Here is a 23,080-nt window from a genome sequence, read left to right on the forward strand (position 1 = left end):
AGCTGGAAGCTGGCTACGCTGCGGCAGCCGAACTCGGTGATGGCAGCCGCCCAGATGGTCTGAGGGCTGGTGGTGTTGGTGTAGGCCTGTGGGTTGGCTATCGGGTTGTTACCCGACAGGGCATCGGCCTGGGTTAGGTAGTATGCCGCCGTTACGCCTGCAACTCCGCCGGTTACCGACGCATCGCGCGTGGTAAGGTCGAACTCTTCCTCTAAATCGCCAGGGTTGTTGTCATCACACAACGGGTAGTTAGATGGGGTAGGAAGGGCGGGCTGAGGATATATTGTTACTGTAAATGAACCTTCATCAGTACAGTTGTTAGGGCTTGTACCAGACTCGGCATATACATATATAGTTTGAGTAGCGGTAATAACCGTACCTTCATTCAGCATGGTGCCGTTTCCGCCCGGCTGTGTGTAATAGTTACCGGCAGTAAGTGTTGGCAACGCATAACCGTCAACAAAACACGCAGAGGCGTCGGCAGGTACTTCTACAACAGGTGTAGGCGTTACAGTTATCATGAATGAAGTTGTACTAAAGCAATCTGCATCAAGATTGTTTGTAAGGCGTATGTAAACTGTTACCGTACCAACATTTACTGTATATGTTTCAGGTTCTGTAATCGGGTTATCTCCGCTCTCTGCATCTTCTGCCGTTTCATGATAAGTTATTGTATATAAATCAGGGTTTAAGCCCGAAAGTACAATTCCGTCAAACTGGGTAAGGTCGAAAATTTCAAAACCATCATTCTCCGGATCACACACCTGAACGTTTCCTGGTGCCTGTGGCTCTGAAGCAGGGCTTACAAATAATTCAAGCTGTATATAAGTAACGCAAGCTTCATCAGGAGCTCCTTGCTGCACTGCACGGAAATATACTGTTTGAGAAGCATCTTCTGTAGTTGTATATACCGGATATGTAAGCGGGCTTGCATTGTTTTGTGCATCCTGAAGTGTTGCATGCATAGTAAGATCAACATCTATATCAGGAGATGCAGCTAAAATTTCATTAACACGTTCTGTTAAGTCGAATGTAGCGGTGTCATCATCGTCTTCAGGTTCACATATCGATATAGGCTCCAAGTCTACTTCAGCAGGCTTAAGAGAGATTATAAGATCAAAAGACCATATAGCGAAACTATCCGGATCTTCGTTGTTCTGTACCCTGATGTAGATAGTTTTAGTATTATCGATAAACGTAAGCGGGAAAGCCTGGTAGTTTGCAGGATCTGCAATTACCTCGCTACCGTCTTCAGCTCCCTGCTCAGTTTCATGATAGGTGATAGTGAAATCAGCAGGGTTTAACAGCGGGCTGTATATAGCTGTAGTGTTATCTGTCAGGTTGATAACTTCTGCCACATCATGAGGTGCTTCTTTACAAAGCTCAATATCATCCGGCGGAGTTAATGTATAAAGCTCAAAAGATTTAAGCGTATAACAATCGTTATCAAAACCTTTAATTGTTACATATACAGTCTGACCATCTGTACCTGCATAGGCATTACTTGGGAAAACCGGTATGGCTTCTTCCTCTTCAAGGCCTTCGATGTTATCGTAGTAGAATACTTCATAGAAGTCAGGATTATCTAAACCTTCGGTAACTACTGCGTTATTTTGTGTTAAATCCCATGTTAGTGTCGGGTTGCTGCCATCATCAAATATTAAAAGGTCAGCAGGCTCCTGAGCATCAATATCAGGAATTTCTTCAATTATAATAGTATCTGTAAGCTGGCAATCAGGGTCTGCAACATAAGTTGCAAGCACTGTATATTCACCCGGTTCTGTTACCGTTATTGAATCAGAGTTTATAGGGTTATTTTCGTCATCAAGAAGGGTTGTTCCGTCAAGCTGCCACTCATAATTGTATTCGGCATTACCGGCATCTACAGTAAGCTCATACGATTCATAAGAACATAATGCAGTACCATTTGCCACCGTAAGGTTATCCGGAAGTTCCGGCTGGCCTATATCAAAACTACCCGCAGCTATCCAAACTGCAGAGTCAAGAGCAGTATCGAGGTAGTCTCCAATGGCAAGTTTAATCCTGTATGTATGGCCGGGTATAACCGGAGATGAAGCAGTCATCACAACAGTTTGCCCATTCATGTTTATTGCCGCAGCTGCAGGGTTAGCTGCGTTTTGCTGTCCGAAATAGGCAACGTTTTGTGAGCTACAACCTGAATTATACAAGTTATTCCTGATAGTTGTTACCGAAACAGGAATATTAGTTCCCGGAATAACGGCAAGGTTAACGTTTGTTACACTACCATCTGTAAGGTCAGTTAGCAAGAAGGCGAACACATCACTATATGAACATTGGAAAACACCATATTCATTTGATGAAAACAGGAAGTCGAAGCTCATAGTATCAGTAAGCGGCACGAAGTTGAACTGTATAAATGTAACGTCATTTATACTGCCCCCCTGCCCGTTTGCGGCACTTACAGCCTGCAACTGGGGATCTCCGGTACCTGATGCAACAGAGGTAGTATTACCTCCTGTAAACGGACCCTCACTAAATTCTGCATTACCACAACGTAATATAAGTCCGTCTTTTATAGGGAAATTGGAGTTATTCTTATGGAAGTAACCAATACCGTAGTTGCCCGTGAGGCTTCCTGCCTGTGATATAATATTTGATACATTAACGCACTCAGCATCTATAAGTACATCCTCTACAAGTTCAGTAACGGTATAGGCATACTTATCTACAGTTACATAATCAACAGCCGGCTCATCAAGGTCGGTACAGCCAGGGCACGCCGGAACAGGATCGGGAGTATCACTGGTTATATTTACCACATTCTGCAGGTTCTCCACATAATCATCCGGCACCTGTATTGTAACGGTAAATTCAGCAGTTTCACCAGCCGCCAGCACCGGAATAGTGTGGGTTAAGGGCCCATAGCCACCCACGTTATCGCCCTGCCATTGCATGAACTCTATATCGAAAGGAACAGGGTCAAATACACCTACGTTATAAGCATCACTTGGCCCAGGGTTTGTTATTGTTATATAATAAATTACCTCGCTGTCTTTAAGGTAAGTATCCTGATAGTTTGTTTTAAGTGTAACAAGGTTAGCCTGCGGGTCAGGCTCTGCCGTTAGCGTGCAGGCATCGCAGGAAGGGTCAGGGTCTGTAGTATCACTTGATACCACAACTGTATTCACAAGGTCTGTTTCCTGATCAAAACCACTTGGCACAGGTACAGTAAAGGTATATTGTACCGATTCACCAACAGGCAAAATGGCAATAACATCCTGAAGATTGCCTGTTCCGCTTGTACCGTTGCCAAACCATGACACAGTTGTTGGGTCTATACCCGCAGGAACAGCATCTGAAACCGAAACGTTAACAGCATTATCAGGCCCGTTATTGGTTACCGTAATAGTATACACAGCATTAGTACCCGCAGTATATGAGGTACCCTGATTAAGTGTATGCGTTACAACTATATCCGCATCGGTTCCTGTACTAAGGTCTATATCTGTACAATCCGCACAGTTATTGTCAGGGTCTGCAGTATCGCTTGTTACCGCTGTTTCGAGCGCAAGATCTGTATCATAAGAAGCCGGAACATCTACTATAATAGTATATACAACACTATCACCTGCAGCAAGAGTACCGATAGCATCGGTTAAATCGTTTATGTCGCCTGAAGAACCATTATCTCCTGTCCAGCTTATTGAGGTAAGCCCGGGAGAATATAAAAATTCAGCTACCACATTCAAAGCATCTTCCGGCCCGTTGTTGGTAACTGTTGCAGTATAAGTAGTTTGCTGGCCCGGCGTATAAATATCCTGCCCATTATCTGTTACTACCACTATATTTGCTCCCGTGGCAGGCTGGTCAGTATCGGCACAGGGCGCGCATGCGGGGGTAGGGTCTGTAAAAGGCCCGTTTACCGTTAGCTGGCTCGTTAACGGCCCAGTAAACCCGGCCGGAATATCTGCGGTTATAGTATAAGTAACTACCTGCCCAAGCGGCAGGTTCTGTAACTGGTTTGTAAGGTTTTGGTTGGTGCCCGAAGAACCATTACTGCCCGTCCATGAAAAAGAAGTTATACCGGCAGGTATAGGATTGTTAACGTTTATGACAGAAGCAACCTCGGGGCCATAGTTAACTACAGATACCTGGTACACAGCCTGAGAGCCGGGCGTATATACCGACTGGTTGTTGGTATAGCTAACCTGAACATCAGATTGTGTGTTATATGTTACACTGATTACAGGCAGATTTGCCACATAATCATTTGGTATCTTAATATTAATGGTGTAGGTAACCGTTTGGTTAACCCCTAAAGACGGGATAGTGTTGTTAAGGGCAAGGTTTGTTCCTGAAGACCCGTTACTACCTGTCCACCAAAATTTATTATAGCCGGGCACGATGGTAATGCCGGCAGGTATCGGATAGAACACATTAACACCCTGCGCAGGGTTAGGCCCGTTGTTTGTTACCATCACCGAAAATGACAGTATCTCGCCAACCTCATATTCATAATCAGGGTTGGTGTTGAAAACAACTATATCAGACTGTGCATACAGGCTGATTGTTCCTAACAACAGTAAAAATGAGAGTAATAATTTCTTCATATAGCGAATTTTTAACGTACTACTAATATTAATTAAGTGTAAAATATTCCTAAATTAACTATATTTTACATAAGACACCAAATATAAATATTCATCAACACTTTAGTGCTAATTTTTAAAAAAATCACAAATTCTTTTGAAATTTTTAAATTAAAGAACTTTATTATTCTATATAACAACTTAATACGCAATATCCCTACCCTGAATATTAATTTTTTTTTATGCTAATTTTGTGTAAAATTTAAAATCATGGAAAAAATCTCGATAAAGCCTACCCAAAACCCTGCAATACTGAAATTTGAATTCAGCAACTTTATTGCTAAAGGAAATAATTATGAGTTTAAAAACATTGATGACACAGCTAATTCTCCTTTAGCAAAACAATTGTTTTACCTGCCTTTTGTGAAGACGGTATATATCTCAGGCAATTTTATAGGAATAGAAAAGTATTCTATTGTAGAATGGACTGATGTGCAGGAAGAAGTAGCGGAACAGATAGAAAGCTTTGTAAATAACGGCGGTGCTATTATTACTGAAGATGCAGATGCCGCAACGAAGAAAAAACTGCCGGTTACCATATATGTAGAAACTACCCCAAACCCTTCGGTTATGAAGTTTGTGTACAACAAGCTGATTACCCGCACACCTGCCGAGTTTAAGAATATTGATGAGACAGCGGCATCACCCCTTGCAAGGGAACTTTTTAAATTTCCGTTTGTAAAAGAAGTTTTTATAGACGAAAATTATATTTCTGTAACCAAATTCGGCATAACGGAGTGGGATGAAATTACCGCAGAGATCAGGGCTTTCATTAAAAAATATATTGAAGAAGGAAATGAGGTGCTGAATGAGTCGGCTATAAAGCAGACACCACAAGGTGAAAAGCAGCAGGAAGCCTACTTTGATTCACTTGATGTAACTTCTCAGCGCATAATTAACATACTCGAAGAATATGTAAAGCCCGCAGTTGCAAGCGATGGCGGGAATATTGCTTTTGAATCGTATGATGAAAAAGATAAGCGCGTAAAAGTTATACTACAGGGCGCCTGCAGCGGATGCCCCTCCTCCACCTTTACGCTTAAAAGCGGTATAGAGAACATGTTGAAGGACATGCTTAATGACAACGAAATTAAAGTAGAAGCAATTAACGCATAAGTAAAGACCGGCACAAGCCGGTTTTTTTATTTATATCCTATAATAATATTGCTTAATATACGCTTTTAAAATAACTTTACCTGATTATGTAATTTTTTTGACACAATGAAACCATATAAATATTTAATTGTATTAACCATAACCGGAAGCATAACCATGTCCTGCAATAAAGAGAACAAAGCCGAAAGCTTCGGGGAATATAACCCGCTGCTGGCAAGCTATGAGACACCTTACCAGGTACCGCCATTCGAACAAATTGAAAACAGGCACTACAAGCCTGCCATGCTGGAAGCTATAAAGCTGCATGACAAAGAACTTAAAGCTATTGCAGAAAATAAAGAGCAGCCCGATTTTGATAACACAATAGTGGCTCTTGAAAACTCGGGGACATTGCTTAATAACATAACAACCGTTTTTTACAACCTCAACTCTGCTAACACAAATGAAGAGATGCAGGCCATAGCTCAGGAAATGGCACCCGAGCTGGCGAAGCATAAAGACAACCTGTACCTTAACGAAAAACTTTTTGCACGTGTAAAGCAGATATGGGACAGGCAACTGCAATTAAACCTGAGTGCCGAACAAGCGAAACTGCTCGAAAAAAAGTATAAGGAGTTTATACGTAATGGTGCAGCCTTAAATACAGAGCAAAAAGAAAAGCTCAGGAAAATAAACGAAGAGCTATCGGTACTGTCATTAAAATTTGGCGATAATGTTCTGGCAGAAACCAATGAATATGCCCTTGTAATAAAAGATAAAGAAGAGCTTGCCGGCCTGCCCGAAGAAGTGATACAGGCCGCAGCCGAAGAAGCTACGGCACGCGATAAGGAAGGCAAGTGGATATTTACCCTGCACAACAGCAGTGTTATGCCATTCCTGCAATATGCAGACAACCGTAAGCTAAGGGAAGAAATATGGAATGCTTACCAGATGCGCGGCAATAACGGCAACCGTTATGATAACCGCATTAATCTGGTAAAAATGGTAAACCTAAGGGCGGAAAGAGCGAAACTATTGGGTTATGAAAGCCATGCAGCATATGTACTGGAAGAGCGAATGGCTAAAACACCCGAAAATGTTTACACTCTTTTAGACAAGCTTTGGGAACCTGCACTTGCAAAAGCAAAACAGGAAGAAGCCGATATAAAAGAGCTGATGCGCAAAGACGGCATTAACGATGAAGTGCAGCCTTATGACTGGCGTTACTATACCGAAAAAATCAGGCAGCAAAGATTCAGCCTGGATGAGCAGGAACTGAAACCTTACTTTAGCCTCGAAAATGTGAGGGAAGGCGTATTCATGGTAACCAATAAATTATACGGACTGAAGTTTAAAGAACTTAAAGATGTGCCCAAGTATCATGAAGATGTTACCGTTTGGGAGGTAACAGAAAATGACGGTAGGCATGTGGGCATATTGTATATGGATTTCTTCCCAAGGGCAAGCAAAAAAGGTGGTGCCTGGATGACCTCTTACCGCAAGCAGAAAATGGCTAATAGCGAGCGTGTTGCACCCGTTATCTCTATTGTATGTAACTTCTCTAAGCCTACAGCAGGCAAACCGTCTTTACTGACATTTGATGAAACCACAACTTTTTTCCATGAGTTTGGGCATGCGCTGCACGGGCTGCTTAGCAATGTTAATTATGAAAGCCTTTCAGGAACCAGCGTATATACCGACTTTGTTGAGTTACCTTCTCAGATCATGGAGAACTGGGCAGCCGAACCGGAAGTACTGAAGATGTATGCCAAACACTATAAAACAGACGAAACCATTCCTGATGAGCTTATTGCGAAACTGCAAAAAGCCGCAACGTTTGACCAGGGATTTGCCACAACGGAATACCTGGCGGCCTCTTACCTCGACCTGAACTACCACAGCCTTACAGAGCCTCTAACACAAAACGTGGTGCCTTTTGAAAAAGCAGCTATGGATAAAATAGGGCTAACCAATGCCATAATACCAAGATACAGGAGCACTTACTACAACCATATTTTCAGCGGAGGCTATTCTGCGGGTTATTACAGCTATATATGGTCGGGTGTATTAGATACTGATGCTTTTGAGGCATTCAAGTCAACATCATTATTTAACCCCGAAAAGGCAAGTGCTTTCCGTACCCAGATTTTGGAGAAAGGCGGCACAGGCGACCCTACCGTTATGTACAGGAAGTTTAGAGGTGCCGACCCTTCTATAGAACCGTTGCTGGAAAAGCGGGGTTTAAATACTGTGAAGCAGGATAAGCTGGCTCCAAAAAATGAATTTAAAAAATAAGATTATCTTCTAAAAATAAAAACCCGCATGAGCGGGTTTTTATTTTTATATGTTTTTCAGGTTAATTATCTCCTGTTCATTTAAAAACCTATAGTTGCCGCGGGGCAGGTTTTTCTTGGTAAGCCCTGCAAAAAATACCCTGTCCACTTTTACAACGGTATAGCCAAAACTTTCAAAGATTGAACGTACCACCCTTACATTTGGCGTACGCAGCTTAAGGCCTATTTCAGTTCTCGGGCTGTTCTCTATATAGCTGATTTCATCTATAAACAACCTGTGCCCGTCAAGCTCTACGCCCTTGCTCATCTTTTCAAGATCTTCAGACTTAAGGTTTTTGTCAAGCGACACCTGATATATTTTAAACGACTTCTGATTGGGCTGTGTAAACTTGCGCAGCATGTCGCTGTCATTTGTAAACAACAAAAGCCCCGTGGTGTTCTTATCCATCCGCCCTACAGGCTCTAAAGAGGCTGTACTTGCATTTTTTACCAGTTCAGACACATGGCGCAATCCTTTTTCGGCATCGCCACCTGTGGTAAAGTTCTTGGGCTTATTCAGCAACAAATATTCTTTTTTTTCAGGTTTTATAACGGCACCGTCAAACTCAACTTTATCGGCAAGCTTTACCTTATAGCCCATTTCGGTAACAATCTGTCCGTTCACCTTCACATTGCCCGATTGTATGTACATGTCGGCATCCCTGCGCGAGCACATTCCCGAGTTTGATATATATTTATTCAGCCTTATTTCGTCACTTTCAGGCTTTGCTGCTTCTTTTGCTTTTTTAGCTTCTGCTTTCTTTAGCTGCCACGGCTTGTCGCCATAAGGTTTTTTGCCGGCAAAGCTGCCGGGTTTTCCATAAGAGGGTTTTTGCCCGTCCCGGCCGGAACCGCCTCTTGTGTTCCTCTTGTCATTACCTCCCCTGCCGGACGCGTTCCCCCTGCCTCTGTTATTCTCCATTATTAAAAATTATTTTTGCAAAGATAGTATTAAATAACCGACAAAAGTTTCCTGCCGTGTACTAATACTGAAGGCTCTATCAGCACAATGCTGAATACACCCGCTACAATAAGGATTTTTAAAATATTGTGGAGCTGTAAATATTGCTTTTGGCTGGCAGCACCCCATAATTTAAGCAGGAAGATAATAATGACTATCATGCCTGCATAAAAGTAGATATCCATATAGCCGACATCATATACATCTACCAGCAGGTAAACAGGAATAATGGTTAAAAAGGTAAGCAGTGTTATAATGTATTTAGAAACTTTTTCGCCAAACATAACCGGTATGGTGCGGTAGTCATTAGCAAGGTCACCCGGAATATTCTCAAGGTCTTTTATCAGTTCGCGTATTAGTATGAGCAGGTAAAGAAACGTAGCATGCGCGAATATTACTTCATAGAAGTTTTTGAAATACATTAATATACCAAAAAACGGCAGTACTGCGAGGAAGGCTGCGGTAAGGTTACCTATAACCGGATATCTCTTAAGCTTATGCGAATAGAACCATATCAGGAATATGTAGCCCGAAAAGAAAACGACTGCACGCCACGACACCAGAAAGGCAAGCAGTACAACCAGAAAATTAAGCCCGAAATAAACATTTAATTTGGTTTGCTGGCTCACCAACCTGTCGAGCATTGACTTTTTAGGGCGGTTGATAAGGTCTTTCTGAGCGTCATAAAAGTTATTGATGATGTAGCCTGAAGCTATCGTCAGCGAAGATGCAAGTACTATCAGGAACAGGTTAATATCCAGTATCACATCCAGCGCACGGCTTTCCCTGTCGAGTATGAAAATAGCAGACAGATACTGCGCAAGCGCTATTATGGGAATATTGTAACCCCTCACCACAGAAAACAGGCTTAAAACCTTCGTCAGTGTAAGTCTCGATTTTCGTGATGCCATCTACAATAAGACGTTTAGTATATCTTATGTAAAAGTAACGAATATCAACTGATTATTTAAAATGAAAAATTTTAAACTTTTAAAAATTCTACCTGACTATAATTTTATGAAATGATGTTTTAGATTCGCCTAATATTTTAGCTATGTAAATCCCATTAGAATAGTTTCTGACATTGATACCTTCGCTAAAGTATTTATACTCTCGTATAACTTTCCCAAAGAGGTCGTATATAATAATACTAACAACATTATTTTCTTCTGCATTTTTAATATATAACACATCTGTAACAGGATTTGGATAAAGCTCAATATTCTTTACCACCTTATCTTCCCTGCTTAAACTACAGACGTCTGAAAAGCTATATACGGCATATTCATTCACAATATCCCAGCTATTATATGGCGGTTCATTGTTTTGTGCAGCCTCTGCATCATCAACCTCTATGCAAACATTTATAAAATTGTATTCAGGATCAAAATCAGGATTTGTAGTATCCGGATACAGTCTAAAATTCAGAGACATCTCAGGATTATTATTCCCGTTTTTTAAGTTGATTTTTGCCAGGTTTTCATACATGTCCCGCGCATAAATTGTCTTTATGTTCGGATTATTACTAAGATCAATTTCAGTAAAGTAATTAAAAGGGCCAACATCAAGTCCGTTATTACCAATATCCAAATACTCCAGCAAATTATTATTAGAGACATCAAGTGATGTTAAATTATTATTACTACAATCAAGATATTTGAGCTCAAGGTTTTGGCTGATATCAAGTTCTGTAATTTCCATATAATTTACTGACAACTCCTCAAGATTAGTAAAACCTTCCAACCCTGTTAGATCACTGATAAAAGAAATGTTATTATAATAAGAAAGTTCTAATGTGGTAACGTTTTCAATATCGCTGTTTAATACCTGTCCATTAATTATACCGTCAGAATCAATACCAAAATTAATTAATGCCTGTTCAAAGTTTTGATCAGGAATATTAGTTGTTTGAGCATCAACCGTAACTACGAAAAATAAAAGGCTGATAATTACTAACGTGAAAAAGTTTGTTTTCATAATTTTTTATTGGAGATATAAATATATATCTTTTTCTGACATAATAGTCTAAGCTATGTCAAATCCATAAAAAATTATAAATTAAAACTGGTACACAACTTCAAGCTTGTGCCCTTCCAGTGCTTTTTTAGCTTTATCAAGATCTTCTGTAAAACCAAGGATATAACCGCCGCCGCCTGAGCCGCAAAGCTTCAGGTAGTAATCATTGGTTTCAATACCCTTTTGCCAAAGCTCATGAAACTGTTCTGGTATCATTGGCTTAAAGTGGTTTAGTACCACCTTGCTGAGTTTTTTGGTATTGCTGAATAACGATTTAAAGTCGCCGTGAAGAAAGTTATCCACACAGGCATCAGTATATTTGGTAAACTGCTTTTTAAGCATATCGCGGAAACCTTTTTCCTTAAGGTTTTCCATAAAGATAGACACCATTGGTGCCGTTTCGCCCACAATACCGGAGTCAAGCAAGAACACTGCGCCCTTACCGTCTGTTGCCTGGCTCGGTATGCCCGTAGCCTCTATATTATCTTTAGAGTTGATAAGAATTGGTATGCTCAGGTAACTGTTAAGCGGGTCGAGCCCTGAACTTTTACCGTGAAAAAATGACTCCATCCTGCCAAAAATAGTTTTTAGCTGGAGTAATTTTTCGCGGGTAAGGTTTTCAAGCACTGTTATCTTATCGTTGGCATAACGGTCGTATATAGCGGCAACAAGTGCACCGCTGCTTCCCACACCATATCCCTGCGGAATGGTTGAGTCAAAATACATTCCCTCCTCAACATGCTGCTTTAGCGTGTCAAGGTCAAAAGTTACCAGTTCTGGTTCTTCCTGCTGAAGCTGCTCTAAATATCCTGCAAAGCGTTTTAAGTTAGCGTTGCTTTTTAAAGCCTGTTCAGAAGTATTACCATCTCTTTTTAAAGCGCCATTATAAAAATTGTAAGGAATAGAAAGCCCTTTAGAATCTTTGATAATTCCGTACTCTCCGAAGAGCAGTATCTTTGAATAAAACAATGGTCCTTTCATTAGGAAATTTTTATTAAAGGTAATTAAAAAACGGCAAATAGTAAAATTTAATATTGCACTGCCCCATCACCAATTGCATCGCAAATGTACTGACTGTTTTGACACAACGCAACTAATTCATTCTTAATAAATTCCAAAACTTTATCTTTCACATTTTCAGGATACAGCACGTGCACATTTGCACCCGCATCAAGCGTAAAGCATACCGGTATTTTTGTACTCTCGCGGTATGCCCATATACGGTTTATTACCTCAAGTGTATTGGGTTTCATCAGTATAAAATAAGGATGCGATGTCATCATCATGGCGTGCAGCGTTAGCGCCTCACTTTCTGTAATGCTGATAAAAGCATCCATATCTCCGCTCGCTAAAGCCGTACGCATCTTAGAAAGGTTATCATGCGCCTGTGCAAACCGCTGCTGCGCAAACGGGTGCCCATGCATTAAATCGTGCCCAACTGTGCTGCTTACCTGTTTTTCGCCTTTATCAATCAGGAGTATAGTGTCCTGAAAGTTGGTAAAATCAGCATGCAGTGTAACAGGGAAAGAAATCCCGAATAAATCAGAACTTCCCTCAATTTCTTTATGTTCCCCCCACACAACCGCGCTTCCCTTTACACTACGGCAGGCGCTACCGCTGCCCAGGCGCGCCAGGAAAGAAGCTTTTTTATAAAAGTACTCTTCTGTCATTTCAGGGTTTAGCAGGCGTTCCAGGCTCATAAGGTTTACGGCAAGTGCTGCCATGCCAGAAGCCGATGAAGCTATACCCGAACTGTGCGGAAAAGTATTTTGTGTATCTATCGTAAAATGGTATTTTTCTAAAAAAGGAAGATAGGCGGCTGTTCGCTGAAAAAACTTTTCAATCTTAGGCCTGAAGCTTTCTTTAGGTTTACCTTCAAAAAAGAGGTCGAATGAAAACCCATTACCCTGCTTTTCCTCAAACTTTAATTCAGTAATGGTTTTACAGTTGCTCAGTGTAAAGCTTACGGAAGGGTTTGCCGGAATTTGGTTCTCTTTTTTACCCCAGTACTTTATAAGGGCGATATTGCTGGGCGCACTCCATTTAAAACTGCCGTTTTGCGCAGTACCTGTATAACCCTGGGGTATAAAATCCTTTTCGGAAAGCATATCTTAAAATTTGTGCAAAGATAAGTTTTTGGTGTTACATAAAGATTTTGTTTGGTAACTTTGATAGAAATAACATAGTATGCCAAGAATCCTAAAAATACTGATAATGGTGGTAACCTGTGTTGCCGTGGGCTACCTTTCTGGCGAAGTAACGCGGGAAGGTGTAACCACATGGTACCCGACACTTGAAAAACCCGTTTTCAACCCGCCAAACTGGGTTTTTGCTCCTGTGTGGACTATACTCTATATACTAATGGGTGTTGCTGCCGGACTTGTGTGGCAAAGAGCCGATGAGCAGAAGGAAACCGTAAAAAAAGGGCTTACTTTTTTCGGAATACAGCTCGCGCTTAATGCTCTGTGGTCTTACCTGTTCTTTGGCTTGCACAATCCTATGCTTGCATTTATAGAGATAATCATACTGTTGTTGATGATTTATGAAACTTATGTGCAGTTTAAAAAAGTAAACAGCCTTGCGGCCTGGCTGCTGATACCGTATTTAGCATGGGTAGCATTTGCAACCGTTTTAAATGCAAGTATATGGTGGTTAAACAGATAGCTTTATAAATAAAAAAGCCCCCATTAAGGGAGCTTCTACACAAACACTACACAAAACATTAATTTTTCAGAATAATAAACCAGTCCCATTCTGCCGGGTTGCCAACCCCAACACTTGGGGTATATAAAAACAGCCTGATATTGGCATCAGGATTACTCTCCCTGTATTCTTTTACAACCTGCAGGTTATCAACAGCAGCCCATAAAGCTTCATGATCGATTACTTCAGGATAATAAGCATACTCATCATATTCTACAATTTCGAAATGCTGTAGAGAAGGCATTGGCAGTGCATCGGGCAGAGAGGCAAAAGCGCTGTCATCGGCAAGCGATTCAGGGTAGGTCATTTGCCCAAGTCCGGCCCATACAATATCACCTGCAAAAATGGTATCATTGGCTTCTTCGTACATTAGGGTAATGTCGCCGAAATCGCCCGGCGAATTATAGTCAGAGGTGATAGTAAACCCTTCAGCATCTTCAAAGGTCAGTTCTTTGCCTCCTTCAAAAACATTGGTTTCAAAATCGACCTTAAGCAGTAACACCTTGTTATCAGAAGGCGTATCATTATTTAAAGGAGATTCTGAATCTTCAGAGCAGGAAACAAGCAGTAAAGCCATACCTGCCATTAACAGTAAATTTTTCATAGCGTACTTTTATTTATTGATTTATACATTAGATGCACATCAACAACAAAAGTTGCGTTAAAATATTAAAATTTTCCTACAATTGCCTCGGCAGCCAGAAAGCCACCCGTCCATGCATTCTGAAAGTTAAAACCGCCTGTTATGGCATCAATATTTAAAATTTCACCGGCAAAATAAAGGTTGGATACTATTTTGCTCTCCATCGTTTTAAAGTTAACCTCTTTCAGTTCTATACCGCCTGCCGTTACAAACTCTTCCTTAAACGTGCTTTTGCCGTTTACAGAAAATTCAGCATTGGTAAGCTGTAAGGCAAGGCTTTGTAATTGGTTGGCGTTAACATCGGCCCAACGCATATCTGCAGATATACCTGAGGCAGCAACAAGGCTTTCCCAAAGTCGGTTCGGGAAATCAAAAGGCGATTTTTTACCTACTTGTTTTTTTGCCTGCTCCTGTTTTATTTGCTTTAACTGCTCAAGGCAGTCATCAGTATCGGTTTCATTAAGCCAGTTAACCAGCAAAGTAAACTGGTAGTTTTTTGCGGCAAGCTCGCGTGCACCCCAGGCAGAGAGTCGTAGTATACCAGGGCCGCTCATACCCCAGTGCGTTATAAGCAAAGGGCCTGATGCCTCCAGCTTTAACCCTTTTACTTTTACGGATGCCATTGCCGAAACACCCATAAGGTTTTGTATGCGGCTATCTTTTATATTAAATGTAAACAAAGATGGTACAGGCGGCACAATGCTATGCCCCATCTCCCGCAGCATTTCCCATACTTTCGGGTTACTTCCGGTAGCCATTACCAAATGTGCTGCAACATATTTTTCTCCTGAGGTATTTATCTCCCAAGCGTTAGTTGTTCTTGTGATGTTTTGCAGGCTTTGCCCCATTATTACCTCAACACCTGATTTTTTAGCTGCTTTAATAAAACAATTTACAATGGTTTGCGAGTTGTCGGTTACCGGGAATATGCGCCCGTCTTCTTCAATTTTCAGCTCTACATCATGTTTGGCAAACCACTCTATAGTGTCGCCACTGCAAAAATGGTTGAACGGTCCCTTTAGTTCTTTTTCCCCTCTCGGATAATACTTAACCAAATCATCGGGCACAAAGCAGGCATGGGTTACATTGCAGCGCCCGCCACCCGATATGCGCACTTTGCCAAGCACTTCTTTACCACGCTCTAAAATGGCAACTTTTACTCCGGGTTTTGCCTCGGTGATATTTATAGCCGTAAAAAATCCGGCTGCACCTCCACCGGCTACAATCACGTCAAACTTCCTGCTGTTCATAACCTTTCTGGGTAATCAGATATTATTCCGTCAACTCCATACATTTTCATCCTTGCAATATCATCGGGTTCATTAACCGTCCACGTATTGATTTTAAAGCCAGCCTCCCTGGCACGTTCTACATTAGTTTCTGTCAATAAAGAAAAATGCGGGTGCAGTGCCTTTGCATTGAACTCTGTAGCCCAATCCCATGCCTGGGCAACGCTCGCCTGTGTAAGCACCCCAAGGTGTACTTCAGGGTTAAGAGCGCTCATCATCTTTAGCTCTTCATACTGAAAGCTGGATACAATTATATTCTTATATCTATAGCCTTTCTCCGCAACATATTGTTGTACTAAAGTAGCCAGTGGCTGTGCTGTGTGCCTGCCCTTCATTTCTATGTTCATAATAAAATTTGGCCCCATCAGCTCCATAACTTCTTCAAGTGTTGGGATGGTATACTCCCCTTCTACCGTAAGGCTTTTAAGTTCGTCAAGGCTCATGGTATGTACTTCCCCGGTACCGTTTGTAGTGCGGTCTACCGTAAAATCGTGTATTACCACCAGCTCCCCCGTTGCACAAACATGCACATCAAACTCAATAGCCTCTGCGCCGAGCGCAATGGCTTTTTCAAAAGATGGTAAGGTGTTTTCGGCTATATGGCCCTTTGCACCCCTGTGGCCTATTTTAAAAACGCCCATTATACTATCTGTTTTTGGCAAAGATACTTATATAAACAACAAAGCACAGGCATTTAACCTGTGCTTCGTGAATTAATAAACAATGAAGAAGTTATCTTTTTATAACCTTAATTACCTGTACAGATGTACCTGCATAAATTTTAGCCATATAAATACCGGGGGCGAAAACAGCAGCATCTATAACCGCAGTTGAAGCATTAAAAGTGCCCGCAAAAACTACTTTACCTGTAATATCTGTCAGCTCTGCTTTTTCGATTACTGTAGCTGCCTCAAAATTCCAAACGTTGCCTGTAGGGTTAGGGTATGCTACTATCCTTGATGTAGCAATATCCTCAAGTCCGTTTGTAGAAGCTGCAAAGTTATAGTTACCCGATACCCTGTTAAAGGTTACATCATAAGTACCTGCTGTGATAGGGATATTTGGAGCATCCGGAGCTGAAGAACCTACACCTGAAGGAAAATCGGTGCTGCCCCAGCCCGGGTTCCAGTCGCCGTTAAGCCTGAATTTACCTTCACCGCCAGGGAACGTAAAGTCTTCTAAAGTATAGTTTATACCATCAGTAGTAGAAAGATATACATCGGTAACCCATGCAGGGTCTTCTGTAACCACACCGGCTCCAATAAGGCTTATGTTCACAAAATTGAACATATATTGCTTAGTATCATTGTTAAAGGTAATGTTGTAACGGTTAGCAGGTACCGGTATAGTAGTACCCTCTGTAGCTGTACCTGTAGGGAAGCCAGAACCGCCCCAGCCTGTAGTACTGCCATTTACGGAAAAAGCATAATCACCGGCTTCAAGCTCAACATTATTTACCGAATAAACAACGCCATCGGCAGTAAACATGCTTACATCAACACCTTCTACAACAAGGCTTATTTCATCAAAACCGATTGCCTCAAAGCTGTACTGAAGTGTGCTCAGGTTAAACGTTACATTATAAGTACCATCAACTGTTGGGATATTCGCTCCGTTAGGTGATGCTGTACCTGCAGGAAAGCCTGTACCACCCCAGTTTACAGTCCATGCATCATCCTTCCTGAATTTAACACCCCCATCAGACGGCGGGTTAACAATCACCACATTTTCTAATGTGTAAACAATACCATCGGTGGTTACCATATCAGTATCAGACGTCCAGCCTGTTACTGTAGAACCGCCTAGAAGGCCAATGTTGTCAAATTGCGCAAACGATGTAGTAGCGCAGGCAAGCATAGCCACCAGAAAGAGTAATTTTCTCTTCATAAAATTAAAAGGAATTGGTTAATAAAAAATTTGATTAAAGTTAAAAAAACCCCCATGCCATAAAGCATGGGGGTAATATCGTTACTGCGTCAGCACATAGTACTGCCAGGCATTAAACTGGTGTTTCTGCCCTTTTGCAAGTGTTAACTTCTTACCTGTCATATAATCGGTAAATGTACCCTCTACCGGTAATGTAAAGGTTTTAGGCGACTTGGAAAGATTGGCAATATACCACACCTTTTTGCCGTCTTTTTCCCTTTCAAAAGCAAGTATGCTGGAATCGTCTGATGTATTTATACGCTTATATGATGCCGGTTCTTTACCGCCGTTAAGCGCCACGTTAGTGTTTTTAAGTGCGCCAAGCTTTTCATATACAGGGTACATTTTTTTCTTCACTTTAGAGATGCTGTCTTTCTCGAAAAACTTCAGCCTGCGGTCAAGGTCATACTCCTGCCCGGTATATATAAGCGGCATACCCGGAACCGTATAGGTTAAAGCTGCAAAAGCCTCTACACCATTGCCCATACGCTCAAACTCACTGCCGCTCCATGAATTCTCATCGTGGTTGGTAACAAAGTTCATGAATATATCGCTCCTGTCATACATGGTGTCTTTCTTCGCCATATAAGCATCTATATCCTTAACAGTTTTAGTGCCCTTTGCAATATCATTCATTATGTGGTGCAAATCCCAGCCGTAGCCCATGTCAAAAATATCATTGAACAGGTAAGGCTTATTACTTTCCATAAGCATGAACAAAGGCTTAACCTCCTCCAGCTTCGGCACGGCAAATTCCCAGAATTCAGTAGGCACGTTATCAGCCACATCACAACGGAAACCGTCTATGTTATGCTCTTTTACCCAGAATAGCATTTCATCCTTCATCGGCTCATAAAGCGCCTTGCTGCTGTAATCAAGGTGCGCAACATCTGTCCAGCCCCAGCTTTCGCCTGTTTCCGGGTTTAGCGGATCTGTAACTTCTCCTTTCTTGTTTTTGTGGTAATACTCCGGGTGCTCGGTAATCCATTTGTGGTCCCATCCGGTATGGTTGGCAACCCAGTCCAGTATTACATACATACCGTTTTCATGGGCTGTTTTTACCAGGTTATCAAAATCTTCATACGTGCCCATATCCGGGTTTATAGCGGTATAATCAGAAATAGCATAATAGCTGCCCAGATATTTTTCACGCTCTTTCGGGTCTTTAATATCTTCAACCGACAAATCTCCGGTTGCCTTCCTGTTCTTCATAGATACAGGGTAAACCGGCATAAGCCATATCACCTTAACACCAAGTTCCTTTAGCTGCGGAATATCTTTGGTAAAGGCATTAAGCGTGCCTTCAGGCGAATACTGGCGTATGTTGGCCTCATAAATTACGCTGTTCTCCATCATGGCATTACTTACAGGGGCAATAGCCTCTGCCTGTGCCGTTTCAGGTGCAGCGTTCTCATCTTCTTTTTTATCCTTGCAGCCTGTAAAAGCAACCGCAAGCATTAAACCGAACAGAATTGTTTTTTTCATGTCTTTTCTTTATGGTTATTGCACTTTTTCTAATAACAGTAAGGTATAAGGCGTATCAAAAGTTACTTTGCCGCCTTCGGCTGTTGTGGTTTCGCCTGAGTAAGCATCGCGCACTTTAACGCCGTCTGCAAAGGCGCTGCCTGTTGCAATGGTCTTTTTGCCTTCGGCAAGGTCTAACCCTACCACAACCACATCAGTGTAGGCACCGTTTGTGTAAGCCCTTTTAAAGCTGTAAGGCGCGTTAGCAATCATTTCGTGAGTACCCGCACCAACCGCAGGGTGGTTTCGCCTGAACTGCCCCAGCTTTTGCCAGTGGGCAAGCAGTGCTTTTGTTTCCTCATTATTTTTAATGTCATCCCAGTTCATGAACGAACGCAGGGTAGCATCGCCAACCGCACCGGGAATGTCAAGCGGGCGGGCAGTTTCGTCGCCATAATATACCTGCGATATACCCGGAGTAAGCAGCAGTATATTAGCTGATTTATAAGTTTTCTCGCGTTTTTTATCAAAAGGGCCGCCATCATCATGCGAAGCCAGATAGTTGAGGACCGTATAACCTTTAAGGCTGCTGTTCAGTATGCCCGAGTATTTAGTAAAAAGCTCTTCATACGGTTTGTTGGCATCATGCTTCATTTCGAAGTTGATAAGCGCATCAAAGCCATTTTGGTAGTAATTAACTTTTTTGTCGCCAAAATCAAACTGCTGCCCTGACGATATACCGTAGTTGTACACCTCGCCCACCGTAAAAAAGCTGTTATCATCCAGCACCTTACCGGGATTATTCTTTTTCCATTCGGCAAAAGCTGCATCACACTCTTTGGCAAAATCGGCCCACACGTCTTCGCCCAGGTGCTTTACAGTATCGGCACGGTAGCCATCTGCACCATAATCACGAATATAATCGGTAAGCCATTTTATGATGTAATATTTTGAAGCACGCGGGTAGCCGGTACGGGCAAAAAAAGCATCAAGCTCTTTTACTTCCTGCTCATAGCGCCCTTCGGCCTTCCACTTATTTACAAGGGCTCGGGGCAGCTCTACCGCATCATTGCTTTCTGTCCTTACATCGGGCAGGTTCTTAACAAGGGTGCAGGCGGTGGTGTTTTCATAATTATTATACTGGCACTGTGGTTCGGTGCGTACCCAGCCATCTGGCCAAACGGCATCAGCATCGGTAACGGGGCCTGTATGGTTTATAACACCATCAAGCACTATGCGTATTCCGTTGGCATGTGCGGTTTCTATAAGTTCGGCAAGGTCTTTTTCGGTGCCGAAATTAGCATCTAAACGGGTCCAGTCTTTCGCCCAGTAGCCATGAAAACCATAACTGACACCGGTTCCCTCATCAGTCGCATCATGTATCTGCTCTACAACAGGCGTAAACCAGATAGCATTAATGCCTAAATCCTGAAAATAGCCATCTTTTATTTTTTGTGTGATGCCTTTTATATCGCCGCCTTCAAAACCGCGCAGTGTACCTGCTTCTTTAGTACGGTTATAGTTCAGGTCGTTAGCCGTATCACCGTTATTAAAACGGTCCGTCAGCAAAAAGTACATATTGGCACCTCCCCAAACAAAAGGCGCATCGTTTTTTGCCTGTTGCTTTTGGGTAGCACAACCCGGTAATAGGGTTACTGCCGCAAGGGCAGGTAGTAGTATTCTCCTCATTGCTGAATGGTATATTTAAATGTTTTAACCTCACCACTTTTTATTTCGAGCGGTTTGGATTTCGACAAATACATGCCGTTTGCGTTTTCGTTGATAAAAAACGTAAGCCTCCTGTTTACCGGCGTGTTATTTTTACCCGGCTTAGATGTTACGGTAATGGTAACTTCTTTGCCCTTTGTCTCGCTTTTAAACACCAGTATTTCATACTTGCCTTCTTCATAGGCATTCGGGGTTTTGCCGTCATCATGGTAAAAAATACCTTCTGAAGCCGTAACCGATGGATCTACATAAAAATTTATATTCAGTTTCTCTGAAGTATAATCTTCTGTAGATTGCAGGTCTTCTGCCGACTCTACTATAAAAGCCCCTCCCCTGTAGAAGTACGGAATGTTATCTTCTTCTAACTGTACAGTTGCGGTAGTGCCGCCTTCATAAAACTTCCTTCCGCTGAACCACCTGCTGCCTTTCGGGAAATAAACACTACGTTCTTTGGCGCCCTGCTGTAAAACAGGAGCCACAAGTATGTCTTTACCCCAAAGGTATTCATCCGAAATATTGTAAAGCTGCGCATTGCCCGGTTCTTCAAAAAACAACGGGCGCATTAGCGGATAACCGTTTTTGGCATTTAAGTAGGCAAGCGTATAATTATATGGCAGCATTTCGTAACGAAGTTCAATCGCTTTTCTGGCTAATGCCTTTACCTCATCCTTACGGAATACAGGTTCGGCAGGTACAGCCTCCTGTGCGTGCGGCCTGAACACCGGCTGAAACACGCCGTACTGTAACCAGCGCACATATAATTCATCATCTATGTTGTCTCCGGCAAAACCGCCTAAATCGCTGTGCATGTAGCTAACGCCCTGCATGCCCATTTGTATGGCAATTTCGGGCTGCGACTGCAAACCGCCCCAGCTACGGCCCACATCGCCACTCCACGGTATCATACCGAATCGTTGCGAACCGGAGTATCCGGCACGCATTAGGATAAAAGGGCGTTGCCCGGAAAAGTCTTTCCTGTAGCCCTCATAAACCAGTTTTGCCCATTCGTGTCCGTAAATATTATGTACCTCATCGGCAGAGCGCCCACCGGCGTGCTGCACGTAAGACGGGTGCACTTCCGGCTCGCCCAGATCGCCCCACCAACCTGCAACACCCGCATTTATGTAACGCTTGTAAATGTTCCAGAACCAGGTTCGTGCTTCGGGTTTCCATAAGTCAATTATACCCGTATTGCCAAAATAGAACTCATAGGTATAAGGGTTACCGTTCGCATCTGTTGCCAGAATGTTTTTATCTGTAGCTTCCTGCCAGCGGTTACTGGTTGTAAGTATAAAAGGTTCTGTAATTAAAACAGTTTTTACATTATCCTTTTTCAGGTCGGCAATCATTTTTTCAGGTTCGGGGAAACTGTCTTTCAAAAACTCCAGGTTACCCATAGTGCCTTTTATATCGGCTCCAAACCAGTAAAGGTCTACAACTACCGCATCAAGCGGAATTTCTTCCTCACGGAATTTGCGTACTACATTCCTCACTTCCTTTTCGGTATGGTAACCAAAACGGCTGGCAAAGTTGCCAAACGTCCAGCGTGGCGGCATGGGCTGCCTGCCCGTAAGCTGCGTGTAGCTTTCGGTAAGCTTATACCAGTCAGGTGCTGCAATAACCTGATACACTTTCCTTCCGCTTATGGTTTCATAAGCAAGGGTATTGTTTTTCCTGCTGTCGAGATCGAGCCAGCCTATGGCTGCATTATCAAAATGCACTGCATAAATTTTAGAGGAAAGCACCAGCGGCATAGTAAAATTCAATAGTTCAGACCTGTCGCCGTAGCCATAGTGTGCCCTGTTATACAACTGCAACCTGTTACCCCTTCGGTTCATGCCCAATGCACGGGCACCACCGCCATATAGCGCTTCATCAGCACTTATGGCAAAACCAATGGTTTCGGTACTGTCGGTTTGCGTGTAGCCGGGCTGCTCTGCCAGCAGCAGCTTGTTGTTGTAATGATAGCTAACCCTGAACGGGTTTTTATCTATCGTTACCGATATACCGTTAGTAGTATAGGTAAGCCTGCCTTTTTTATCTTTAAACTTAGCCTTAACCTTTTGCGGCTGCATTACTACTGCGTGCGATTCGGCATTATAATCTTCCCCGTGCGGAACAAATGCGGTCTGTATTATATTTTCTGAATAAGGTGTAATGGTATAACGCCCGTCGCTGGTTATTACCTCGAGCCTGTCGCCAAAAAACTCAGAACCTACATAAGTACGCGTACCCTGTGCCGAAGTAACAACAGCGGTAAAAAGGGCTACTATGTACAGAAACTTATTCAT

At 42.4% G+C, this 23,080-nt stretch carries 16 protein-coding genes; 3 read left to right on the forward strand and 13 right to left on the reverse strand.

What is annotated here, in order from left to right; all coding sequences use genetic code 11:
- A partial coding sequence (locus KJK34_RS11650) for an FIDD domain-containing protein (protein WP_223054063.1) occupies positions 1-4,592 on the reverse strand: 4,592 nt, incomplete at its 3' end.
- Positions 4,593-4,841: 249 nt separating this feature from the next.
- Between KJK34_RS11650 and KJK34_RS11655 the strand changes: the two genes are divergently transcribed.
- Together KJK34_RS11655 and KJK34_RS11660 are read left to right on the forward strand one after the other, a co-directional pair.
- Positions 4,842-5,747 carry a NifU family protein gene (locus KJK34_RS11655; protein ID WP_223054064.1) on the forward strand — a complete coding sequence of 302 codons (906 nt, stop codon included), beginning with the start codon at positions 4,842-4,844 and terminating at the stop codon, positions 5,745-5,747.
- Positions 5,748-5,852: 105 nt separating this feature from the next.
- Positions 5,853-8,021 carry a M3 family metallopeptidase gene (locus tag KJK34_RS11660; protein ID WP_236937644.1) on the forward strand — a complete coding sequence of 723 codons (2,169 nt, stop codon included), beginning with the start codon at positions 5,853-5,855 and terminating at the stop codon, positions 8,019-8,021.
- 45 nt (positions 8,022-8,066) lie between these two features.
- Here KJK34_RS11660 and KJK34_RS11665 read toward each other — a convergent pair whose 3' ends face one another.
- The 5 genes from KJK34_RS11665 to KJK34_RS11685 all read right to left on the reverse strand — a co-directional run bounded on the left by KJK34_RS11665 (position 8,067) and on the right by KJK34_RS11685 (position 13,144).
- Positions 8,067-8,981, reverse strand: coding sequence for a pseudouridine synthase (locus tag KJK34_RS11665; RefSeq protein WP_223054065.1), 915 nt, complete (start codon positions 8,979-8,981; stop codon positions 8,067-8,069).
- Positions 8,982-9,010: 29 nt separating this feature from the next.
- A complete protein-coding gene (locus KJK34_RS11670) occupies positions 9,011-9,931 on the reverse strand; it encodes a geranylgeranylglycerol-phosphate geranylgeranyltransferase (protein WP_223054066.1) in 921 nt (306 codons plus the stop codon).
- 88 nt (positions 9,932-10,019) lie between these two features.
- Positions 10,020-10,997 carry a T9SS type A sorting domain-containing protein gene (locus KJK34_RS11675; protein ID WP_223054067.1) on the reverse strand — a complete coding sequence of 326 codons (978 nt, stop codon included), beginning with the start codon at positions 10,995-10,997 and terminating at the stop codon, positions 10,020-10,022.
- Positions 10,998-11,078: 81 nt separating this feature from the next.
- Positions 11,079-12,017 carry a mevalonate kinase family protein gene (locus KJK34_RS11680; protein WP_223054068.1) on the reverse strand — a complete coding sequence of 313 codons (939 nt, stop codon included), beginning with the start codon at positions 12,015-12,017 and terminating at the stop codon, positions 11,079-11,081.
- A gap of 47 nt (positions 12,018-12,064) precedes the next feature.
- Positions 12,065-13,144 carry a diphosphomevalonate decarboxylase gene (locus tag KJK34_RS11685; RefSeq protein WP_223054069.1) on the reverse strand — a complete coding sequence of 360 codons (1,080 nt, stop codon included), beginning with the start codon at positions 13,142-13,144 and terminating at the stop codon, positions 12,065-12,067.
- 79 nt (positions 13,145-13,223) lie between these two features.
- Here KJK34_RS11685 and KJK34_RS11690 point away from each other — a divergent pair, with 79 nt between their 5' ends.
- Positions 13,224-13,700 carry a TspO/MBR family protein gene (locus KJK34_RS11690; RefSeq protein ID WP_223054070.1) on the forward strand — a complete coding sequence of 159 codons (477 nt, stop codon included), beginning with the start codon at positions 13,224-13,226 and terminating at the stop codon, positions 13,698-13,700.
- A gap of 58 nt (positions 13,701-13,758) precedes the next feature.
- On the opposite strand, the gene KJK34_RS11695 is transcribed toward KJK34_RS11690, so the two are convergent.
- The 7 genes from KJK34_RS11695 to KJK34_RS11725 all read right to left on the reverse strand — a co-directional run bounded on the left by KJK34_RS11695 (position 13,759) and on the right by KJK34_RS11725 (position 23,080).
- Positions 13,759-14,343: a hypothetical protein gene (locus tag KJK34_RS11695; protein ID WP_223054071.1), complete on the reverse strand. Its 585-nt coding sequence runs from the start codon at positions 14,341-14,343 to the stop codon at positions 13,759-13,761.
- A gap of 65 nt (positions 14,344-14,408) precedes the next feature.
- Positions 14,409-15,632: a BaiN/RdsA family NAD(P)/FAD-dependent oxidoreductase gene (locus KJK34_RS11700; RefSeq protein ID WP_223054072.1), complete on the reverse strand. Its 1,224-nt coding sequence runs from the start codon at positions 15,630-15,632 to the stop codon at positions 14,409-14,411.
- Positions 15,629-16,312: a glycerophosphodiester phosphodiesterase gene (locus KJK34_RS11705; RefSeq protein ID WP_223054073.1), complete on the reverse strand. Its 684-nt coding sequence runs from the start codon at positions 16,310-16,312 to the stop codon at positions 15,629-15,631. The genes KJK34_RS11700 and KJK34_RS11705 overlap by 4 nt, the downstream gene beginning before the upstream one ends.
- 91 nt (positions 16,313-16,403) lie before the next feature.
- Entirely contained in the window at positions 16,404-17,558 is a 1,155-nt protein-coding gene (locus KJK34_RS11710; RefSeq protein WP_223054074.1) for a T9SS type A sorting domain-containing protein, read from the reverse strand.
- A gap of 81 nt (positions 17,559-17,639) precedes the next feature.
- A complete protein-coding gene (locus KJK34_RS11715) occupies positions 17,640-19,082 on the reverse strand; it encodes an alpha-amylase family glycosyl hydrolase (RefSeq protein ID WP_223054075.1) in 1,443 nt (480 codons plus the stop codon).
- Positions 19,083-19,097: 15 nt separating this feature from the next.
- The gene (locus tag KJK34_RS11720; protein WP_223054076.1) at positions 19,098-20,750 is read right to left on the reverse strand and encodes an alpha-amylase family glycosyl hydrolase; all 1,653 of its coding nucleotides are present in this window, start codon (positions 20,748-20,750) and stop codon (positions 19,098-19,100) included.
- Complete coding sequence (locus KJK34_RS11725) at positions 20,747-23,080, reverse strand: glycoside hydrolase family 31 protein (RefSeq protein WP_223054077.1); 2,334 nt, start codon at positions 23,078-23,080, stop codon at positions 20,747-20,749. The genes KJK34_RS11720 and KJK34_RS11725 overlap by 4 nt, the downstream gene beginning before the upstream one ends.

The sequence above is a fragment of the Flavobacterium coralii genome, from assembly GCF_019891545.1.
In the GTDB taxonomy this organism is placed as follows: domain Bacteria; phylum Bacteroidota; class Bacteroidia; order Flavobacteriales; family Flavobacteriaceae; genus Flavobacterium; species Flavobacterium coralii.

What these genes read in the sequence shown, in the direction of transcription:
- KJK34_RS11710 (WP_223054074.1), bottom strand. Translation starts at nt 17,558, where the DNA reads ATGAAGAGAAAATTACTCTTTCTGGTGGCTATGCTTGCCTGCGCTACT.
- KJK34_RS11715 (WP_223054075.1), bottom strand. Translation starts at nt 19,082, where the DNA reads ATGAAAAAAACAATTCTGTTCGGTTTAATGCTTGCGGTTGCTTTTACA.
- KJK34_RS11690 (WP_223054070.1), top strand. Translation starts at nt 13,224, where the DNA reads ATGCCAAGAATCCTAAAAATACTGATAATGGTGGTAACCTGTGTTGCC.
- KJK34_RS11665 (WP_223054065.1), bottom strand. Translation starts at nt 8,981, where the DNA reads ATGGAGAATAACAGAGGCAGGGGGAACGCGTCCGGCAGGGGAGGTAAT.
- KJK34_RS11725 (WP_223054077.1), bottom strand. Translation starts at nt 23,080, where the DNA reads ATGAATAAGTTTCTGTACATAGTAGCCCTTTTTACCGCTGTTGTTACT.
- KJK34_RS11675 (WP_223054067.1), bottom strand. Translation starts at nt 10,997, where the DNA reads ATGAAAACAAACTTTTTCACGTTAGTAATTATCAGCCTTTTATTTTTC.
- KJK34_RS11680 (WP_223054068.1), bottom strand. Translation starts at nt 12,017, where the DNA reads ATGAAAGGACCATTGTTTTATTCAAAGATACTGCTCTTCGGAGAGTAC.
- KJK34_RS11695 (WP_223054071.1), bottom strand. Translation starts at nt 14,343, where the DNA reads ATGAAAAATTTACTGTTAATGGCAGGTATGGCTTTACTGCTTGTTTCC.
- KJK34_RS11685 (WP_223054069.1), bottom strand. Translation starts at nt 13,144, where the DNA reads ATGCTTTCCGAAAAGGATTTTATACCCCAGGGTTATACAGGTACTGCG.
- KJK34_RS11705 (WP_223054073.1), bottom strand. Translation starts at nt 16,312, where the DNA reads ATGGGCGTTTTTAAAATAGGCCACAGGGGTGCAAAGGGCCATATAGCC.
- KJK34_RS11655 (WP_223054064.1), top strand. Translation starts at nt 4,842, where the DNA reads ATGGAAAAAATCTCGATAAAGCCTACCCAAAACCCTGCAATACTGAAA.
- KJK34_RS11720 (WP_223054076.1), bottom strand. Translation starts at nt 20,750, where the DNA reads ATGAGGAGAATACTACTACCTGCCCTTGCGGCAGTAACCCTATTACCG.
- KJK34_RS11700 (WP_223054072.1), bottom strand. Translation starts at nt 15,632, where the DNA reads ATGAACAGCAGGAAGTTTGACGTGATTGTAGCCGGTGGAGGTGCAGCC.
- KJK34_RS11660 (WP_236937644.1), top strand. Translation starts at nt 5,853, where the DNA reads ATGAAACCATATAAATATTTAATTGTATTAACCATAACCGGAAGCATA.
- KJK34_RS11670 (WP_223054066.1), bottom strand. Translation starts at nt 9,931, where the DNA reads ATGGCATCACGAAAATCGAGACTTACACTGACGAAGGTTTTAAGCCTG.